This is a genomic window from Streptomyces justiciae (assembly GCF_015163075.1).
GTDB classification, from domain to species: domain Bacteria; phylum Actinomycetota; class Actinomycetes; order Streptomycetales; family Streptomycetaceae; genus Streptomyces; species Streptomyces justiciae.
The window spans coordinates 167762-183549 of sequence record NZ_JADDXU010000002.1; the positions used below are offsets into that span (position 1 = coordinate 167762).

16 protein-coding genes are annotated in these 15788 nt (G+C 72.6%); 6 read left to right on the forward strand and 10 right to left on the reverse strand.

Translation table 11 applies throughout. The features are described 5' to 3' along the window. Window positions 1-4: 4 nt before the first annotated feature. Entirely contained in the window at window positions 5-643 is a 639-nt protein-coding gene (locus IQ210_RS04915) for a TetR/AcrR family transcriptional regulator (RefSeq protein ID WP_194077376.1), read from the reverse strand. Window positions 644-796: 153 nt separating this feature from the next. Here IQ210_RS04915 and IQ210_RS04920 point away from each other — a divergent pair, with 153 nt between their 5' ends. After that, window positions 797-1558, forward strand: a complete 762-nt coding sequence (locus IQ210_RS04920; RefSeq protein WP_194077378.1) for a glucose 1-dehydrogenase — start codon at window positions 797-799, stop codon at window positions 1556-1558. Between the two features lie 15 nt (window positions 1559-1573). Here the strand turns inward: IQ210_RS04920 and IQ210_RS04925 are convergent, their stop codons facing one another. Continuing rightward, window positions 1574-2269: a glycoside hydrolase family 75 protein gene (locus tag IQ210_RS04925; protein WP_194077380.1), complete on the reverse strand. Its 696-nt coding sequence runs from the start codon at window positions 2267-2269 to the stop codon at window positions 1574-1576. 377 nt (window positions 2270-2646) lie between these two features. Here IQ210_RS04925 and IQ210_RS04930 point away from each other — a divergent pair, with 377 nt between their 5' ends. Then, on the forward strand, window positions 2647-3618 hold the full coding sequence (locus IQ210_RS04930) for a fibronectin type III domain-containing protein (RefSeq protein ID WP_194077382.1): 972 nt from the start codon (window positions 2647-2649) through the stop codon (window positions 3616-3618). Between the two features lie 167 nt (window positions 3619-3785). Further along, window positions 3786-4310: a hypothetical protein gene (locus tag IQ210_RS04935; protein ID WP_194077384.1), complete on the forward strand. Its 525-nt coding sequence runs from the start codon at window positions 3786-3788 to the stop codon at window positions 4308-4310. On the opposite strand, the gene IQ210_RS04940 is transcribed toward IQ210_RS04935, so the two are convergent. The 4 genes from IQ210_RS04940 to IQ210_RS04955 all read right to left on the reverse strand — a co-directional run bounded on the left by IQ210_RS04940 (window position 4298) and on the right by IQ210_RS04955 (window position 8339). Next, a complete protein-coding gene (locus IQ210_RS04940) occupies window positions 4298-4855 on the reverse strand; it encodes a PadR family transcriptional regulator (RefSeq protein WP_194077386.1) in 558 nt (185 codons plus the stop codon). The two genes, IQ210_RS04935 and IQ210_RS04940, sit on opposite strands and share 13 nt — an antisense overlap. A 21-nt stretch (window positions 4856-4876) precedes the next feature. Beyond that, window positions 4877-6892, reverse strand: a complete 2016-nt coding sequence (locus tag IQ210_RS04945; RefSeq protein WP_194077388.1) for an NADPH-dependent 2,4-dienoyl-CoA reductase — start codon at window positions 6890-6892, stop codon at window positions 4877-4879. Window positions 6893-6992: 100 nt separating this feature from the next. Further along, window positions 6993-7361: a hypothetical protein gene (locus IQ210_RS04950; protein WP_126270160.1), complete on the reverse strand. Its 369-nt coding sequence runs from the start codon at window positions 7359-7361 to the stop codon at window positions 6993-6995. A gap of 105 nt (window positions 7362-7466) precedes the next feature. Next, complete coding sequence (locus IQ210_RS04955) at window positions 7467-8339, reverse strand: hypothetical protein (RefSeq protein WP_194077390.1); 873 nt, start codon at window positions 8337-8339, stop codon at window positions 7467-7469. Window positions 8340-8584: 245 nt separating this feature from the next. On the opposite strand from IQ210_RS04955, the gene IQ210_RS04960 reads away from it, so the two are divergent. Further along, on the forward strand, window positions 8585-10666 hold the full coding sequence (locus tag IQ210_RS04960; RefSeq protein WP_194077392.1) for a SpoIIE family protein phosphatase: 2082 nt from the start codon (window positions 8585-8587) through the stop codon (window positions 10664-10666). Window positions 10667-10780: 114 nt separating this feature from the next. Beyond that, complete coding sequence (locus IQ210_RS04965) at window positions 10781-11488, forward strand: DUF5666 domain-containing protein (RefSeq protein WP_194077395.1); 708 nt, start codon at window positions 10781-10783, stop codon at window positions 11486-11488. A 43-nt stretch (window positions 11489-11531) separates the two neighbouring features. Here the strand turns inward: IQ210_RS04965 and IQ210_RS04970 are convergent, their stop codons facing one another. Continuing rightward, the gene (locus tag IQ210_RS04970; protein ID WP_194077397.1) at window positions 11532-12335 is read right to left on the reverse strand and encodes a putative protein N(5)-glutamine methyltransferase; all 804 of its coding nucleotides are present in this window, start codon (window positions 12333-12335) and stop codon (window positions 11532-11534) included. Window positions 12336-12507: 172 nt separating this feature from the next. Beyond that, on the reverse strand, window positions 12508-13539 hold the full coding sequence (locus IQ210_RS04975; RefSeq protein ID WP_194077399.1) for an ABC-2 transporter permease: 1032 nt from the start codon (window positions 13537-13539) through the stop codon (window positions 12508-12510). Window positions 13540-13668: 129 nt separating this feature from the next. Here IQ210_RS04975 and IQ210_RS04980 point away from each other — a divergent pair, with 129 nt between their 5' ends. Beyond that, a complete protein-coding gene (locus IQ210_RS04980) occupies window positions 13669-14100 on the forward strand; it encodes a MarR family winged helix-turn-helix transcriptional regulator (protein WP_322656311.1) in 432 nt (143 codons plus the stop codon). On the opposite strand, the gene IQ210_RS04985 is transcribed toward IQ210_RS04980, so the two are convergent. After that, on the reverse strand, window positions 14097-14822 hold the full coding sequence (locus tag IQ210_RS04985) for a GNAT family N-acetyltransferase (protein WP_194077403.1): 726 nt from the start codon (window positions 14820-14822) through the stop codon (window positions 14097-14099). The two genes, IQ210_RS04980 and IQ210_RS04985, sit on opposite strands and share 4 nt — an antisense overlap. Further along, complete coding sequence (locus tag IQ210_RS04990; protein ID WP_194077405.1) at window positions 14819-15745, reverse strand: NADP-dependent oxidoreductase; 927 nt, start codon at window positions 15743-15745, stop codon at window positions 14819-14821. Before IQ210_RS04990 ends, IQ210_RS04985 begins: the two co-directional genes overlap by 4 nt. Between the last annotated feature and the right edge of the window lie 43 nt (window positions 15746-15788).

The window sequence follows — 15788 nt, forward strand, 5'->3', positions numbered from 1 at the left end:
CCCTCTAGGAGAGCCCCCGCGCCGCGACGGCGAGGGCCGAGCGCATGGTGTCCGCCAGCTCGGCCTCCGCCCTCGCGGCGTCCGTCTCCTCGCCCTCGACGCGCCAGGCGTAGTGCTCCACCGCCGCGCGCAGGGCCGCGTTGAACATCGCCGCCTGGATCGTGGGCCGCAGGTCGTCCGCGGGCAGCCCGGCCCGCTCGCCGAGGGCACGGGCGAACGCCGGCTCGGCCTCGTCGTACGTCTGGAGCCAGATCGCGCGCAGGCCGGGTTCGGTGCGGGTCAGTCGTACGAGCGCCCCGACCGTCGCCCGCTCCGGGCCGGCGACGAAGGCGGGGTCGGTCGCGAGCCAGCGGTCGAAGAGGCGGTCCAGGGGCTGGCCCGGGCGCCACTCCCGCAGACAGTCGGCGATCACGTCGATGCCGGCCGAGAACAGCGGCCGTACACAGCTCTCCTTGCTCGGGAAGTAGCGCCAGACGGTGCGGGCGGAGACGCCGACCGCCTGGCCGATCTGTTCGCCGGTGGTGGCCGCGACGCCTTGCCTCACGAACAGGTCCACCGCGGCCCGGGCGATCTCCAGCCGGATCTCGGCCCTGCGCTCCTCGGTGAGCGGCGGTCGTCCCGTGCGTCCGCGGGCTGCGGTCATGTCGTCCTCCGGCTGGCGGTGATCGTCTTCCGGAATTCTCCACCACGACTTTATGTCACTCACAGACATTAAGTCGTAGAGTGAGGGCATCAAGGCACACCGGGCGCGCCACGCTCGTACGTCGCCCTCGCACCGCACAGACAGGGAACCGCCATGGCCACTGGACTCGACGGACGCAGCGTCATCGTCACCGGAGCGGGCTCGGGCATCGGGCGGGCCGCCGCCCTGGCCTTCGCCGCGGAGGGCTCGAAGGTCGTGGTGGCGGATCTCAACGCCGAGGCGGCGGAGAAGGTCGTGGGCGAGATCGAGGGGGCGGGCGGCACCGCGGTCGCCGTCACCGGCGACCTGAGCGAGCAGGCCGTCGTCGACCGCGTGACCGCGACCGCCGTGGAGCGCTTCGGGGGTGTGGACGTGCTGGTGAACAACGCCGGGATCATGGACAAGATGTCGGCGGCGGCGGACGTGAGCGACGCGGAGTGGGAGCGGGTCATCCGGGTCAACCTCACCGCGCCCTTCCTGCTCACCCGGGCCGTCCTGCCGCACATGCTCTCGGCGGGCAAGGGCGCCATCGTGAACACCGCGTCCGAGGCCGGGCTGCGGGGCAGCGCAGCGGGCGCCGCCTACACGGCCTCGAAGCACGGCGTCGTGGGCCTGACCAAGAACCTGGCCGTGATGTACCGCAACCAGGGCATCCGGGCCAACGCCATCGCCCCGGGCGGCACGGCGACGGGGATCGCCGTCGACGTCGACCGCGAGGCCCACGGCCCGCAGGCGCTGGGCCCCTACTTCGGCAACGTCGGCCGCGTCTCCGAGCCCGAGGAGCAGGCCGCCGCGATCGTGTTCCTCGCCTCGGACGCGGCGAGCAACATCAACGGCGTGGTACTGCCCGTGGACAACGGCTGGTCGGCGGTCTGACCGAGCCGCGCGGGGTCATCGTCCGCGGACGAACAACCGCGCCAGCCGCTCCCCCGTGGCGATCGCGGCGGCGTGGTCCTCGATGGGTTTGACCTGGGAGTCCTTGAAGACGATATAGGTCACCCCGGAGGGCGTGCCGCCGCCGTGGGGGTCGGGGCGGATGCCGAGGGCCTTGGCGCTCGCGTAGGAGGCCTCGCCGATGATGCCGCGGGGGCCCACGTCGCCGACGACCGCGTACTGCACGCGGTCCTTGTAGATCACCGCCGCGACCGAGCCGCCCCGGATGCCGCCGGCGCGGTAGTCCCAGACGCGGCTCGGGGTGGGCACCACGATGTACGGCAGGCGTTCGGCGCTCAGGTAGCGGCCGTCGGCCTGCTGGTAGGCGGTGGCGGCGGAGAACAGCGGGTCGGTGCGCCGGTTGCAGTACCGGCCGGGCCGGCCGTCGCAGTCGATGTCCATGTCGGCCTTCCAGAACACGGCCTCGTCGGTGCCGCAGACCGGGACGGTGGCGGGCAGGCCGTCGTCGGTGGCGTACCGGCCCCGGGAGACGGGGGCGCAGTCACGCACCTTGGCCAGCAGGTCGGCGGCCCGGACGTCGCCCTCGTGGCGCACCACCGACTCCCGGAAGGCGAGGGGCTCGACGGCGGGCGACGTCGTCGGGGCGAGCAGGGCGACGCCTGCCGCGGCCAGCGTCAGCGACTGGACACGCACGATAAGGAACCCTCTCCTGGGGGACACTGACGGACACTCAGCCCAATCTGGTGCCGTATCGCAGACCCGGCCACCCTGAGGGGGCCGGACGGGGGCGTGTGCATGTCCGCCCGAACTTCCGACAGGGGCCGGGCGCCTGAGCCTGCGTCGGCTCCGGCTGCCCGGCCGCCCGCGTCCGGCGCGGGGACAGCGACGACAGCGGCCCGCGCCAACGGCATGAACTCCCGAGCCCTCGAAGGGAGTTCGCCGTGAGGTGGTTCAGCATACGTAACCGTCCGCCGCGTTCACCAATACCGCCCTCTTGATGCGACCACGACAGCAGCTGCATAGTGAGTGACGCCCCATTGGTCCGGACCATTAGCTCGGGAGGCGGACTCGTGCGACGCCTTGCCGCCCTCTGCGCGGCGCTCCTGCTGCTCGCGGGCTGCGGCTGGGGCGGCGCCGAGGCCGACGAGGGCAGGCTCCCCGGCGCGCCGACGGGCGTCACGGCCGCGGCCGGCAGCGCGACCAGCGTGCATGTGATGTGGAGCGCGGTGTCGGCGGCGGACGGCATCGACGGCTACGAGGTGTATCGCGGCACCACGAAGGTGCGGGACGTGCCGGGTTCCGAGCACATGGTGGACGTCTCCAGGCTCAGGCCGTCCACCAGCTATGTGTTCACCGTGCGGGCCCGGGACACCGCCGGACGGCTCGGCCCGCCCAGCCGCGAGGTCCGGGCCACGACCCCGGCGGCCACCCGGGCGGACGCCTCGGCACCGACCCGTCCGGGCCAGGTGACGGGCCGGGTGGTCGGCGGCCGGGCGGTGCAGCTGTCCTGGTCCGCGGCCTCGGACGACGTGGGTGTGGTGTCGTACGACATCCATCAGGGCGGCACGAAGATCCACAGTGTGGGCGGGAACCAGACGGCGACCGTGGTGACGGGGCTGCGCCCCGGCGTCCGCTACTCCTTCACCGTGCGGGCCCGCGACGCGGCCGACAACGTCTCCCCCGCGAGCGCCGTCGTCCGCCTCACCACCGCCCCTGGCACCGACGACGGGCGGGGCACGGCCCCCACCGACTTCCGCGCGGCGACCCGGCGGGCCGACGACGGGGCGTACTACTTCGACCTCTCCTGGGTGCCGCCGCGCGCGGACGGTGTGATCACCGAGTACCAGATCCGGCTGGACGGACGTCCGGCGACCTCGCTGGTGTACGGCGGGACGGCGCCCACCGGGCGGGCGACGTACAGCTTCTACGCGGGGCGGGACGCGGGTGCCCTCCACCGGTTGCGGGTGCGGGCCAGGCTGCCCGACGGCACCTGGGGCGGCTGGTCGCCGGAGCGGTCGGTCACCACCGGCGCCGGGCCCTGACGAGACGGCGTGCTTGCGCCGGACGAAGTAATCCGTCACCTGCCCGGGGGCGGTCCGCATGCGGGGCGGGCCGGGGGGACGTTGGCTGCCCCTGAGGCGCACGGGCCTTTTCCGATCCTCGGCGGCGCATGGGACGTACCGCCAACCGTGCCGCCGGAGGGCAGTCCATGCGTACAAGTCAGTTTCTCCTCCGCTCCGGCCCGATCGCGGCTGCCGTCGCGGCGCTGGCCGCCACGCCGGCGGTCGCGGCCTCGGGCATCTCCGTGAGCACCACCGGGTCCACGGTCTCGGTGACGACCAGTGCCTGCACCCAGGTCAACGGCAGCTGGGGCACCGCCTCGCTGCTCAACAGCAGCCAGGCGAACTTCGCCCAGGGCCGTCAGGTGACGCTGTCGGGGACGAACTCCCTGCAGTCGGCCGCCTGGTCGAACGTGAGCCCCGGGACCTACACGGTCGTCGTCATGTGCTCCAACAACGCCACCGCGGGCACCCAGTCGGTCATCGTCTCGACGGCCTCCACGCCGACCATCTCCGCGACCGCCTCACCCTCCCGGGGCGTGATGGGCGGCCTCGGCGGCGGCATCAAGGACTACGGTCCGCTCACCCTGGGCGCCGGTGCCGCGCTCGTCGGGATCGGCGGTATCGCGGCGGCCTGGTTCCTGCGCCGCCGTTCCAAGCCCTACCGGCTCTGATCGGGGAGTTCCGCGAACTCCTCCAGCGCGTGGGTGAGCCACCGCGTCCAGAAGGTCTCCAGATCGATCCCCGCCCGCAGGATCAGGTGCTGCAACCGGTCCTGCGGGCTGTCCTTGCCCGGCGGGAAGTCACGCTGCTCGATCTCCTCGTACTCCGACAGCTGCCGCCGGTGCAGCTCCAGATGGCGGCGCAGATCGGCCTCGATGCCCGCGACGCCCTCGGTGCCGATGGCGGCCGCCGCCCGCAGCCGCAGGAACAGCGTCTCGCGGTACGGCTTGGGGTCCTGGGAGGCGGCCGTCCAGCGGGCCAGTTCGGCGCGGCCCGCGGGCAGGACCTCGTAGCTCTTCTTCTGCCCGCGCGCCGGCTGCTGTGACGGCAGCGCCCTGATGTGTCCCTCGGCCTCCAGTTTTCCCAGCTCGCGATAGATCTGCTGGTGCGTCGCCGACCAGAAGTAGCCGATCGACTTGTCGAAACGCCGGGTCAGCTCGAGGCCGGAGGACGGCTTTTCCAGCAGGGCGGTCAGGATCGCGTGCGGGAGTGACATGGGGTCATCCTAGGGACGCCCCTACAGGGCGGCCGCGACCTCGGTGCCCTGCTTGATCGCCCGCTTCGCGTCCAGTTCGGCGGCCACGTCGGCGCCACCGATCAGGTGGGCCTTCACACCCGCGGCGACCAGCTCCTCGTACAGGTCGCGGCGCGGCTCCTGCCCGGTGCACAGCACGACGGTGTCGACCTCCAGGACCGTGCTCTCCTCCCCGACCGTGACATGCAGACCGGCGTCGTCGATCCGGTCGTAGCGCACGCCCGGGACCATGGTGACGCCGCGGTGCTTGAGCTCGGTGCGGTGGATCCAGCCGGTGGTCTTGCCGAGCCCGGCGCCGACCTTGCTGGTCTTGCGCTGGAGCAGGTGGACGGTACGGGGCGGGGCGGGACGCTCGGGGGCGGCGAGACCGCCGGGGCCGGCGTACTCCATGTCGACGCCCCAGTGGCGGAAGTACGTCGCGGGGTCCTCGTTGGCCTTGTCGCCGGTGTCGGTGAGGAACTCGGCGACGTCGAAGCCGATGCCGCCGGCGCCGAGGATGGCGACGCGGTCACCGACGGGGACCTTGTCGCGCAGGACGTCGAGGTAGCCGACGACGCTCGGGTGGTCGACGCCGGGGATGTCGGGGGTGCGCGGGGTGACGCCGGTGGCGACGACGACCTCGTCGTAGCCGTCCAGGTCGGCCGCCGTCACGGGGGTGTTGAGGCGTACGTCGACGTCGTGGGCGTCGAGCTGGTGGCGGAAGTAGCGCAGGGTCTCGTCGAACTCCTGCTTGCCGGGGACCTGGCGGGCGACGTTGAGCTGGCCGCCGATCTCGCTCGCGGCGTCGAAGAGGGTGACGTCATGGCCGCGTTCGGCGGCGGAGACGGAGCAGGCGAGGCCCGCCGGGCCCGCGCCGACGACCGCGACGCGCTTCTTCAGGCGGGTCGGGGACAGCACCAGCTCGGTCTCATGGCAGGCGCGCGGGTTCACCAGGCAGGAGGTGATCTTGCCGCTGAAGGTGTGGTCGAGGCAGGCCTGGTTGCAGCCGATGCAGGTGTTGATGGCCTCGGGGGTGCCGGCCGCGGCCTTGTTCACGAAGTCGGGGTCGGCGAGCATCGGGCGGGCCATGGAGACCATGTCCGCGTAGCCCTCGGCGAGCAACTCCTCCGCGACCTCCGGGGTGTTGATGCGGTTGGTGGTGACGAGGGGGATGCCGACCGCGCCCATGAGCTTCTTGGTGACCCAGGTGTACGCGCCGCGCGGCACCGAGGTGGCGATGGTGGGGATACGGGCCTCGTGCCAGCCGATGCCGGTGTTGATGATGGTGGCGCCGGCCGCCTCGACGGCCTTGGCGAGGGTGACCACCTCGTCGTGCGTGGAGCCGCCGGGGACCAGGTCCAGCATGGACAGCCGGTAGATGATGATGAAGTCCTCGCCGACCGCCTCGCGGACGCGCTTCACGATCTCCACCGGGAACCGCATCCGGTTCTCGTACGACCCGCCCCAGCGGTCGGTCCGCCGGTTGGTCTGGGCGGCGATGAACTCGTTGATCAGGTAGCCCTCGGAGCCCATGATCTCCACGCCGTCGTAGCCGGCCCGCCGGGCGAGGCGGGCGGCGCGGGCGTAGTCGTCGATGGTCTGCTCGACCTCGGCGTCGGTGAGCTCGCGGGGCGGGAAGGGGCTGATCGGCGCCTGGAGGGGGCTCGGGGCGACGAGGTCCTGGTGGTAGGCGTACCGGCCGAAGTGCAGGATCTGCATCGCGATCCGGCCGCCCTCGCGGTGCACGGCCTCGGTGATGGCCCGGTGCTGGTCGGCCTCCGCCTCGGTGGTGAGCTTCGCGCCGCCTTCGTAGGGCCGCCCGGCGTCGTTGGGCGCGATGCCGCCGGTGACGATGAGGCCCACTCCCCCGCGGGCGCGCTCGGCGTAGAAGGCCGCCATGCGCTCGAAGCCGCGCTCGGCCTCCTCCAGGCCGACGTGCATGGAGCCCATCAGGACGCGGTTGGGCAGCATGGTGAAGCCCAGGTCCAGCGGGCTCAGCAGATGGGGGTAACGGCTCATGGCAGGCCTCCGTGCGCGGTGTCGTCCCTCCTGTTGTAGAGGACCGCGCACGGTTTATGCAACTAGTTGCAGAACCAGGCCGGGGGTGATGTGCCGCAGGTCACCTGCTCTCGAGCAGAACGTGCAGTTCCCGCTCCTGGTCCCCGGAGGCCGAGGAGAGGTCGCGGACCGCGAACAGGGAGTCGAGGGTGGAGCGCAGCCGTTCGATGGCCCAGTAGCCGCCCTGCGCGTCGGCCTCGACGGAGGACGAGAGCCGGGGCGGGGCCGCGCACTCGTGGGCGTCGGTGACCTCGAAGGTGCCGAGCCACACCATGGGACGAGTCTCGTGGAGCTGCTGGGGCACGTCCTCGGCGGACCGGTCGGACTCGAAGCACTGGCAGAGCACGTCGAACACGATCCGGGCGTCCTCCTTGCTGCACCCGCTGATCTCCAAGGAGACGGGTTCCTCGTGCATGCGCACACGATCCATCGTGATCGCTCCTCTCATGGCGACGGCGCGGTCGCACGAGTTCCCCCGTGCACCGCGCCACACCTTCAGAAAAGCACCACTGCCGGGCCGCGACCAGTGGCGGCCTCAGCTCTTGGTGAACCGGTACGTCTTGCTGTCGGTCAGCACGCAGAACCCGGGCGAGACGACGATCACCCGCAGGGTGCCGGTGCGCCGGTCGTAGTCGATGCCCTCGGCCTCGAAGGTGCCCGAGCAGGAGCTGCGCAGCGGGAGCTGGCGGAGCGCCGTGACATGGCCGGTGACATTGCTCGCGCCCGGCTCGGCGGACAGGTCGATCTGGAGCAGCGGCTTGGTGATGCCGAATAGGGTGCCCGCCGGGTCGTCGGAGGAGCAGAGCAGCCGCGTCGCGGTGACGAAGTCGCAGCCCTGTACGTCGCGTACGGCGTGGTCGAGGGTGACGGTGGACGCCTGCGGGAGGTTCGCCGAGGGCGAGGTGCTCGCGTTGACGCCGGGGGTCGGGAAGACCAGGAAGCGGGTCATGGTGCCGTACTCGCCGGACAGCATCCACTGGCCCGACGGGGCGATGGCGACCCAGGAGTTGTTGAGCGCCTCCCCGCTGCTGAGCGTGTGGACGTACTCCGACCACGCGCCGCTCGGGGACTGCACCCGGTACATCTTCGCGGTGCCCGAGTCCGCCTGGTAGGGCTCGATGTAGTGGCCGTCGTAGGAGGCGTCGGGATCGCCGACGTGGTTCCAGCCGCGGCTGGACACGCTCACCGGGATGGTGCCGATGCCCGTGTAGCGGTTGGCGCTGTTCGCCGGGACCTCGACCGAGGTCAGGCCCTGGCTCTCGGTGAGCGGGTCGGCGCGGTCGGAGCCGACCTCGCTCCAGGTGTCGGCGGCGGTCGCGGGCGTGGCGGTCGACAGGACGGCGGCGGCGGCGAGGGCGACGAGTCCAGTCAGGGCGGCTCGACAACGTTGCCGGGTGTGCAGGGGCATGGCGGGCGGCTCCTCGGAGGGGGGTGGGTGCGCTCGGCGGACAGTGTGGCGTTCCTGAGTGGTCATGTACAGACCAATAGAGGAAAGGAGAATCGAACTTCTGGCCTCGCAGGACGCGCTCCCCCGTGTTGAGGGATGGTGGAGGAGGACGCCGATGGCGCCCCAGAGACGGTTGGACGCGGTAGAACAGGGGAGTCGGCACGGGGGACGACGTGCCGTGTGGACGGTCGAAGGCGGTGCGTGCGATGAGTGCAGCCCGGTCTCCCGTCGCCGAGGGCGACGAACCGGTGCGCGGGGCGGTACGGCCCAGCGGGCTGCTCGATGTGCTGGGTGTGGCGTCGGTGGTGCTGGACGCCCAGGGCCGCATCGTGCTGTGGAGCCCGCAGGCGGAGGAGCTGTTCGGTTACTCGGCCCGGGAGGCGCTCGGCCAGTTCGCCGCCAGGATCATGGTCCACGAGCGCTACCTCGACCTCGTCGTGAAGCTGTTCGCCGACGTCATGGCCACCGGGCAGAGCTGGGCGGGCGCCTTCCCGATCCGGCGCAAGGACGGCACCACGCGCCTGGTGGAGTTCCGCAACATGCGGCTCCTCGACGACCACGGGGACGTGTTCGCCCTGGGCCTGGCGGCCGACCAGTCCACCGTGCGCAGCCTGGAGCGGGACGTGGCGCTGTCGACCCGGGTGGTGGCGCACTCCCCCATCGGCCTGGCCGTCCTGGACACCGATCTGCGGTACGTCTCCGTCAACCCGGCACTCGAACGGCTCAACGGCGTCCCGGCCGAGGACCACCTCGGCCGGACGATCCACGAGGTGCTGCCCCACATAGACGCCGGCGCCCTGGAGGCCGCGGCGCGGGACGTGCTCAAGACCGGCCGCCCGCTCGTCGACCGCGAGACCGTCGGGCACACCCCCGCCGACCCGGACGAGGAGCACGCCTGGTCGATCTCGCTGTACCGGCTGGAGGACGCCTTCGGCACCGTTCTCGGGGTGGCCGCCTCGGTCGTGGACGTCACCGAGGAGCACCGGGCGGCCGTCGAGGCGGAGTCCGCGCGGCGCCGGCTCGCCGTCATCGCGGACGCCTCCGCCCGGATCGGCACCACCCTGGAACTGGACCGCACGGCCCGCGAGCTGGCCGACGTGGCCGTGCCCGAGCTCGCCGACATAGCGGCCGTGGATCTGCTGGAGGCGGTGGTGGACGGCAGACGCAGCAGCCTCGGCCCCACCGAGCCGGCCGTGATCCGCGCCCTGGCCGTCAAGGCGGACGACGAGACCTCGGCGGCGCTCGGCGCGGCCGACCCGCCCGGGCAGGTCGCGCGGTACGGACCCGACCGCCTCGTCACCGAGTGCGTGCGCACCGGCGATCCGGTGCTGGTGGCCGAGGTCGAGGAGGGCGACCTGCCGCGCATCGCCCGTTCCCCTGAGGCGGCGGAGCTGCTGGCCCGGGCGGGCGTGCACTCGTATCTGGCGGTGCCGTTGATCGCGCGCGGGGAAGTGCTGGGCGCCCTCGACCTCAAACGCACCCGCAATCCGCTGCCGTTCAGCGCGGACGACCTGCTGCTGGCCCGGGAGCTGGCGGCGCGGGCTGCCGTGCAGATCGACAACGCCCGCTGGTACCAGAACGCCCGCGACACCGCGCTGACCCTCCAGCGCAGTCTGCTGCCCAGCCATCCGCCGGTCACGGGCGGCCTGGAGGTCGCCTCCCGCTACCAGCCGGCCGGGGCCACGGCGGAGGTCGGCGGCGACTGGTTCGACGTGATCCCGCTCGACGGGTGCAAGACCGCGCTCGTCGTCGGCGACGTGATGGGCAGCGGCATCAACGCCGCGGCCACCATGGGCCGGTTGCGCACCGCGACCAACACCCTGGCCTCCCTGGACCTCGAACCGGCCCGGCTGCTGGAGCACCTCGACCGGATCACGCAGGACCTGGACCACTCCATCGCGACCTGTGTCTACGCCGTCCACGACCCGCATCTGCGGCAGTGCCGGATCGCCAACGCCGGTCATCTGCCGCCGGTCCGGCTGCGCGCCGGACGCAAGCCGGAGCTTCTCGAACTGCCCACCGGGGCGCCGCTGGGCGTGGGCGGGGTGGCGTTCTCCACCACGACCGTCGACCTCGACCCCGGCGACCGGCTGGTCTTCTACACGGACGGCCTCGTCGAGACCCGCCAGCACCCGCTGGACGAACGCCTCGACGCGCTCCTGGAACTCCTCGACGGCCCCGACCGCGCCCTGGAGGAGGTCTGCGACCTGCTCGTCCGCACCCTGCACCAGCCGGACAACTCCGACGACGTGGCGCTGCTCATCGCCCGTGCGCAGGCGCCGAGTTGATCTTCGCGGACGCGCGCGAGGATTCACAGGCAGGCATTACCCGCTTCTTATCGGCCGCCCACGACAATCACAGCAAGGCAGGGTATGGGGCCAGAACGCCGGTGGGAGCGAGCCATGACGGACGATCCGGATCAGGAAGCGACGCGGCCCGAGGTGCTCGTCGGCCCCGGCGGGGCCGAGGAACCCACTCCGCTGCGGGACCGGTGGCGGCGCCAGTCCGTCCGCGCGCGGGCGGTGACGGCCGCGGCCGCGGCGGCCGCCCTCACGCTCGGCGGCGCGGCCCTCGCGTACGCGGCGACCTCGTCGGGCTCGGACGGCGGGGCGACACCCTCCGCGTCGGGTTCGGCGTCACCGTCACTGGGCGAGCGCGGGCCCGGGCACCCGCACGGCTGGTGGCTGGGCGGCGAGGGGGTGCACGGGGAGTCGACGGTGAAGGACCGCGACACCGGCAAGTGGGTCGTACGGGTGTGGCAGCGCGGCACCGTCGAGAAGGTGGACGGCGACCAGGTGACCGTCAAGAGCGAGGACGGTGCCCGGTGGACGTGGACCGTGCCGTCCGACGCCACGGTGCTGCGGGACGGCGACAAGGGTTCAGGGGCGGGCACCCTCACGAACGGCGACACGGTCTACGTCTCCGGCACCCGCTCCGGCGACGGCACCAGGACCGCCGACCACGCCTTCGCGGGCACCTGGGAGAAGCCCGACCCCGGCAAGTGGCGGGACAGGATGCCGGGCCCGGAGAACTGGCGTGACGGTTTCCCGGGACACGGCCGCGGCGGCATGCCGACACCGTCGCCCTCGGAGAGCGGCGCCACCACCTGACGCCGCAACCCCGCCCGCCGCCTGTGCACCGCCGACCGGTTGTCTAGGTCCTGACGCCGATCACGACGTTGGCGTACAGCTCCTCCGACCCGAGCAGACGGGTCGTCAGACCGCTGCGGGTGAAGGCGTCGACGGCCGCCGGCGCCTGGCGTTCGCTGGTCTCGACGAGCAGGCAGCCGCCGGGGGCGAGCCAGTCGGGCGCCCCGGCGGCCACCCGGCGCAGCACGTCGAGGCCGTCCGAACCGCCGTCCAGGGCGACCAGCGGCTCGTGGTCGCGGGCCTCCGCGGGCAGCAGTCCGACCTCTTCGGTGGGGACGTACGGCACGTTCGCCGCGAGGATGTCCACGCGCCCCCGGAGCCGCTCGGGCAGTGCCTCGAAGAGGTCGCCCGCGTGGACGTGACCGCCGTAGGCGGCGACATTGCGGCGGGCGCAGCGCACGGCCGCCGGGTCGATGTCGGCGGCGTGCAGTTCGGCTCCGCCGAGCGCGTCGGCCAGGGCCGCGCCGACCGCGCCCGAGCCACAGCACAGGTCCACGACCACCGACGCGGCCGGGGCGTGGGCGAGGGCCCGCTCGACCAGGAACTCGGTGCGGCGCCGGGGCACGAACACGCCGGGTTCGACGGTGATGCGCAGACCGCGGAACTCGGCCCAGCCGACGACGAGTTCGAGGGGGGCGCCGGTCGCGCGGCGCTCCACCATGGCCGCCAGCTCGTCCGGGGTGCGGGCGGCGGCGAGGATCAACTCCGCCTCGTCCTCGGCGAAGACACAGCCGGCGGAGCGCAGCGCGGCCACGACGGAGTCACGGGACGCGGAAGCGGAGGAGGAAGAGGGAGAAAAGGGAGGCATGGAAGCCGAGGGCCTTTCGGTAGCCGAAGGGCGCTCTCGCGGTCACCTACTGCCGGTGATCCGCGCCGACTCGGGGAGAGAGCACCCGACCTGACACAGCGGTAATGGGTCTCACCTCCTCGGTCCTGCGGCCGGGACCATCCTCGACCGGACGGCCACCTTACCCGAAGGATCACACCCCGACCGTCTCCTCGATCTCTTCCTCCGTCTCCTCCACCTCACGGGCCTCCTGGACCACCGGCTCGGGCTCCTTGTTCCGCTCGTAGGCGGCGGCGACCGCCGTGATGGCGAGCCCGAGCAGCAGCCAGATCACCAGCGTCCAGATGTCGCGGGCCAGACCGTCGCCGCCGAAGTACAGGAGGCTGCGGGCGCCCTCGACGAATCCGGCGCCGTTCCAGAAGGCGTGCAGGGTGCCGAAGAAGCCGTTCTGGAGCTCGGGGCGGTACAGGCCGCCAGAACTGGTGAAGTTGAGCATCACGAACAGGACCATCATCGCGAGAGTGGTCCAGCGCCTGAGGAAGGTGTGCAGGCCGACGCCGATCAGCAGGATGCCCGCGGAGTAGAGCCACGCCATGCCCCACAGACCGGCGAGGTCGTGGTGGGCGAGGTGGAAGACGGGTCCGGCGAGCAGCGCGCCGATGCCGCTGACGACCGCGGAGACGCCGACCGCGAGCAGTGCCCGCACCTTCAGGGGCAGCGTGGCGCCCGCGGCGCCGAGCGCGGCGACCGAGGCGTACGAGCCGATGCTCAGCGCGATCAGCAGGAAGAACAGGCCCTGTCCGGTGGGGTCGTCGTCGACGGGTGCGGCCACGTCGGTCACCTTCAGCGGCACGCCCTGCCCGGCGGCGACGGGCGTGAAGACCTTCTCCACGGCCAGCGCGTCCATGTCGGAGGCGGCACTGGCGATCACGAGCTCGGGCGTCCTCGCGCTCGGCACGTAGGCGCCGGTTATGTCGCGGGACGTGAGCAGATCGACGGCCTCGGCACGTGTCGCCACCGTACGGACGTCGAGGGCCTCCCCCGCCTTGTCCTTGACGGTCTGGGCGAACACCTTCGCCTCCGGCCCGGAGCCGACGACGGCAACCGGCAGATGGTGGGGCTCCGGGGTCACGAACGCCCCCATGTACGCGAGCCCCATGCCGATGCACATCAGCAGCGGGGTGACAAGGTGGGTGAGCACATGGCGCAGCGCGGGCGGCCTCATCGTGCGCGACCTCCGAGTTCAACGGTTGGCCAAGAAACGGGTTGGCCAATAGATGGTTGGCTTATACAACTCTCACTTCAAGTTGTACTATACAACCAGAACTGGAAGAGGGTCCGGAGGAGGGTTTCCGTGGACGCCATCGAGGCCGTCGAGAGCATCCAGCGCGAGATGACGGCCTTCGCCCGTCGCGCCCGGGCCTCAGCGGGGCGCATGCACCCCGAGCTGTCGCTGGTCTCGTACACCCTGCTCGGGCATCTGGAGGAGCGCGACGGCTGCCGGGCGACCGACCTGGCCGCGCACTACGCCCTCGACAAGTCCACGGTCAGCCGGCAGGTGGCCGCCCTGGAGCGGGCCGCGCTGGTCGAGCGGCGGGTGGACCCGGACGACCACCGTGTGCAGGTGCTGCATCTGACGGAGGCCGGCCGGGAGATCCTCGCCCAGGTCACGGAGAGCCGCCGGGCCGCCTTCCAGGAGCGGCTGGCGGACTGGCCGGAGGAGGATCTCGTGCGGTTCGCCGGTTATCTCGTGCGGTACAACTCCCCCGGCACGGACCGCCCCTAGGACACCGCCACCAGCCGTTGCGGGGCGCGGGCCGCCGCGAACGCGGTCGTGCGGCGCAGCCGGAAGCCAAGGGCCTCGTAGAGCCGGATGGCATTGGTGTTCTGGGCGCTCGTGTGCAGGAACGGGGTCTCGCCGCGCTCCCTGATGCCGTGCGCGACGGCGAGGATCAGCCGGGTCGCCAGGCCCTCGCCACGGAAGGCGGGGTCGGTGCAGACCGCGCTGATCTCGGTCCACCCGGGCGGGTGCAGCCGCTCCCCCGCCATGGCGACGAGGGCGCCGTCCCGTCGTATGCCCAGGTAGGTGCCCAGCTCGATGGTGCGGGGCAGGAAGGGGCCGGGGCGGGTGCGGGCGATCAGGTCGAGGATCTCGGGGACGTCGGCGGGCCCGAGGCGGACCGCCTCCGGTTCGGGGGCGGCGGCGAGGCCGTCGTCCACGAACTGCACGCCCTCCATCCGGAACGTGACCTCCCAGCCCTCCGGCACCTCGCCGCGGAAGCCCGGCAGCGGCACTTCGGCGCCGGGCCCGGCGAGCGCCGCGAGGTCCGCCCAGTCGTCCGGGGTCGGGTCCTCGGGGAGGGCCAGCCACGGGGAGACGTCGACGGGGTAGCGCAGGACGCGGCCCCGTCGTTCGGCGAAGTGGGCGTGCGGGCCGGTGAGGGCGGCGAGGGCGGGGTTGTCGAGGACGTGAGGCGCGTCCACTCGCGGGATGCCGAGCTCGCTCATCGGGCGACCTCGATGACGACCTTGCCGCGGGCGTGACCTTCCTCGACGGTGCGCAGGGCCTCGCCGGCCTCGTCGAGGGGGAAGCGCAGGATGACGTGCGGGTCGAGGCCGCCGTTCACCACGAGCCGCGCGACCGCGTCCAGGACGGCCGCCGTGCGGGCCCGGGCCACGCGTGCGCCGCCGAGTTCGGCCACCACCTCGGGCGGCGCCCCCGCGGTGATGAGCTTCGTCCGGTCGGTGAGCAGTTCGGCCGCCTCGGTCAGCACCTCGCCGCCGACCAGGTCGTAGACCCCGTCGACGCCGTCCGGCGCGGCCGCCGCGGCGCGCTCGGTCCAGCCCGGTCCGGAGGGGACGTGCACGGCCCCGAGCGACTCGACGAAGTCCTTCTTGCCCTCGCTCGCGAGCGCGAGCACCCGCATGCCGTCCGCCCGGGCGATCTGCGCGGCGGCCGAACCGACCCCGCCGCCCGCGCCGGTGACCAGCAGCGTCGACCCGCTCGGCAGGTCGAGCTGGCGGACCCCGTCGTACGCGGTAGCGGCGGCGACGGGCAGGGTCGCGGCGTCGGCGAAGGACAGCCCGGCGGGCTTGTGCGCGGTGAGCGCGGCGGGCAGCAGCGCGTACTCGGCGTAGCCACCGGCCGCGGTGTTGCCGAACACCTCGTCGCCCACGGCGAACCCGTCGACGTCCGCGCCGATCTCCTCGACGACGCCCGAGACCTCGCTGCCGAGAACGGCCGGGAAGACAGGCTCGCCGGAGTCCGTGGGACGGCGATAGCCGGTGCGGAGCTTCCAGTCGACGGGGTTCACGCCCGCGACGCGCACCGCGACCAGGATCTGACCGGGGCCGGGGACAGGCCGGTCGACCTCGACGAGGGCCTCCGTCTCCGGTCCGCCGTACCGCGTGAACACGTACGCCTTGGGCATGGCTCCCACTCTCCTTCGCTCGCGCCGGGCATCAGACGGCAAG

Excerpts from the sequence above, each read along its gene's own strand:
- IQ210_RS04975 (WP_194077399.1), bottom strand. The coding sequence starts at position 13,539 with ATGAGGCCGCCCGCGCTGCGCCATGTGCTCACCCACCTTGTCACCCCG.
- IQ210_RS04950 (WP_126270160.1), bottom strand. The coding sequence starts at position 7,361 with ATGGATCGTGTGCGCATGCACGAGGAACCCGTCTCCTTGGAGATCAGC.
- IQ210_RS04960 (WP_194077392.1), top strand. The coding sequence starts at position 8,585 with ATGAGTGCAGCCCGGTCTCCCGTCGCCGAGGGCGACGAACCGGTGCGC.
- IQ210_RS04915 (WP_194077376.1), bottom strand. The coding sequence starts at position 643 with ATGACCGCAGCCCGCGGACGCACGGGACGACCGCCGCTCACCGAGGAG.
- IQ210_RS04945 (WP_194077388.1), bottom strand. The coding sequence starts at position 6,892 with ATGAGCCGTTACCCCCATCTGCTGAGCCCGCTGGACCTGGGCTTCACC.
- IQ210_RS04920 (WP_194077378.1), top strand. The coding sequence starts at position 797 with ATGGCCACTGGACTCGACGGACGCAGCGTCATCGTCACCGGAGCGGGC.
- IQ210_RS04985 (WP_194077403.1), bottom strand. The coding sequence starts at position 14,822 with ATGAGCGAGCTCGGCATCCCGCGAGTGGACGCGCCTCACGTCCTCGAC.
- IQ210_RS04965 (WP_194077395.1), top strand. The coding sequence starts at position 10,781 with ATGACGGACGATCCGGATCAGGAAGCGACGCGGCCCGAGGTGCTCGTC.
- IQ210_RS04940 (WP_194077386.1), bottom strand. The coding sequence starts at position 4,855 with ATGTCACTCCCGCACGCGATCCTGACCGCCCTGCTGGAAAAGCCGTCC.
- IQ210_RS04935 (WP_194077384.1), top strand. The coding sequence starts at position 3,786 with ATGCGTACAAGTCAGTTTCTCCTCCGCTCCGGCCCGATCGCGGCTGCC.
- IQ210_RS04990 (WP_194077405.1), bottom strand. The coding sequence starts at position 15,745 with ATGCCCAAGGCGTACGTGTTCACGCGGTACGGCGGACCGGAGACGGAG.
- IQ210_RS04955 (WP_194077390.1), bottom strand. The coding sequence starts at position 8,339 with ATGCCCCTGCACACCCGGCAACGTTGTCGAGCCGCCCTGACTGGACTC.
- IQ210_RS04970 (WP_194077397.1), bottom strand. The coding sequence starts at position 12,335 with ATGCCTCCCTTTTCTCCCTCTTCCTCCTCCGCTTCCGCGTCCCGTGAC.